The following is a 1,665-nucleotide window of genomic DNA, read 5'->3' as shown; positions in this document are numbered from 1 at the left end:
TTACTGTCCCCCTCCCCTGTGGGTGCGACTTTTGCGCTATGGTTTCTATGGTGCGGGGGGTATTTTCGGTTTATTAGTTTTAGCGGTTATCTGGGAAAGTCGCAAAGTTAATGTTTATCCACTCCCTTCCGGGGTGAGCGGTCCGGTGGTGGTTTACCCTAGGGATGGTCAAACTCCCCTCAATCCCATTCGACAGGAAACTCACCAAGAATTAGATAATCTGGGGGATTTTTCTCCCTATTTGCCCAAGGCGCTTGTCGCTTCCGAAGATAGTCGTTTTTACTGGCATTTTGGCGTTGATCCTTTCGGGATTGTCCGGGCTGTTATGATTAATTGGCAAGGTCAAGGCATTCGTCAAGGGGCCAGCACCCTAACTCAACAGTTAGCGCGTAGTTTATTCCCAGAAGTCGGTCGCCAAAATACTGCCGATCGCAAACTCCGGGAGGCTGTGGTCGCTTTACAATTAGAAGCGGTGTATAGTAAGGATACAATTCTCAAAACCTATCTCAATCGAGTTTATCTCGGTCTGGGCGGTTACGGTTTTGAAGACGCAGCCCGCTTTTATTTCGATAAATCCGCTAGAGATTTAGATATCTCCGAGGCTGCTACCCTTGTGGCTATGTTACCCGCCCCGAATTTATTTAATCCCATTCAAGATTACGACACTTCCGTACAATTACGCAATCGTGTCATCGATCGCATGGCCCAATTAGGCATGATTTCCCCAGAAGAGGCCGCCAGCGCTCGCAGATCCCGCATCGAAATCAGTCCCCAAGCCAAAAAATCCCTATCTAGTACGATTGCACCATATTTTTATAGTTACGTTTTCGAGGAATTACAGGACCTTTTAGGGGAAGAAGTGGCCAAAGAGGGCAATTTTATCGTTGAAACCAGTTTAGACCGCCGGCTGCAAGCGATCGCAGAAAAAAGCTTAAAAAATAATGTCTTAAACCAAGGCCCCCGCTATCGATACTCCCAAGGGGCTTTAGTTACCCTAAACAGTCAAACTGGGGAAATTCTCGCTTTAGTCGGGGGAGTTGATTATCAAAAAAGCCAATTTAACCGCGCTATCCAAGCTAAACGTCAACCCGGTTCCACTTTTAAGGTATTTGCTTATGCTGCCGCCCTAGAACAGGGAATATCGCCCTATAAAACCTATACCTGCGCTGGACTTTCTTGGCAAGGACAGGCCTATTCTCCCTGTGAACGCAGTAGCGGGGCCATCAATATGTTTCAAGGTTTAGCGCAATCGGAAAATAGTGTCGCCCTTCGCATTGCTCGCGAGGCAGGATTAAGTAATGTGGTCAATATAGCGGAACGTTTGGGGATAAAATCACCTTTAAATGCTGTACCGGGGCTAATTTTAGGGCAAAGCGAGGTAAATGTCTTGGAAATGACCGGCGCTTATGGGGTTTTTGACCATCGTGGGCGCTGGAATCGTCCCCACGCCATTAAACGCATTCTCGACGCTTCCGACTGTGAAAATGTGGAGGATTTGAGTACCTGTCGGGTTATTTATGACTATGGCGAGGATAGCGATAGAAATCAGCAGGTAATCTCCCCTAAAACCGCCGAGACGATGAATAGCCTATTGCGGGGGGTGATAACTAATGGTACAGGAGGCGCTGCCAGTGTTGGCATGGGAGAAGCGGGTAAAACGGGAAC

At 47.9% G+C, this 1,665-nt stretch carries 1 protein-coding gene; it reads left to right on the top strand.

Annotated features, from left to right (window positions below; translation table 11 throughout):
• A partial coding sequence (locus ACOCD9_RS09205; RefSeq protein WP_419547186.1) for a transglycosylase domain-containing protein occupies positions 1-1,665 on the top strand: 1,665 nt, incomplete at both ends.

This window comes from Microcystis sp. (genome assembly GCF_048564745.1).
Lineage (GTDB): Bacteria > Cyanobacteriota > Cyanobacteriia > Cyanobacteriales > Microcystaceae > Microcystis > Microcystis ichthyoblabe_A.
The sequence above is the reverse complement of the archived record's forward strand: the minus strand, read 5'-3'. Positions and strand labels throughout refer to the sequence as shown.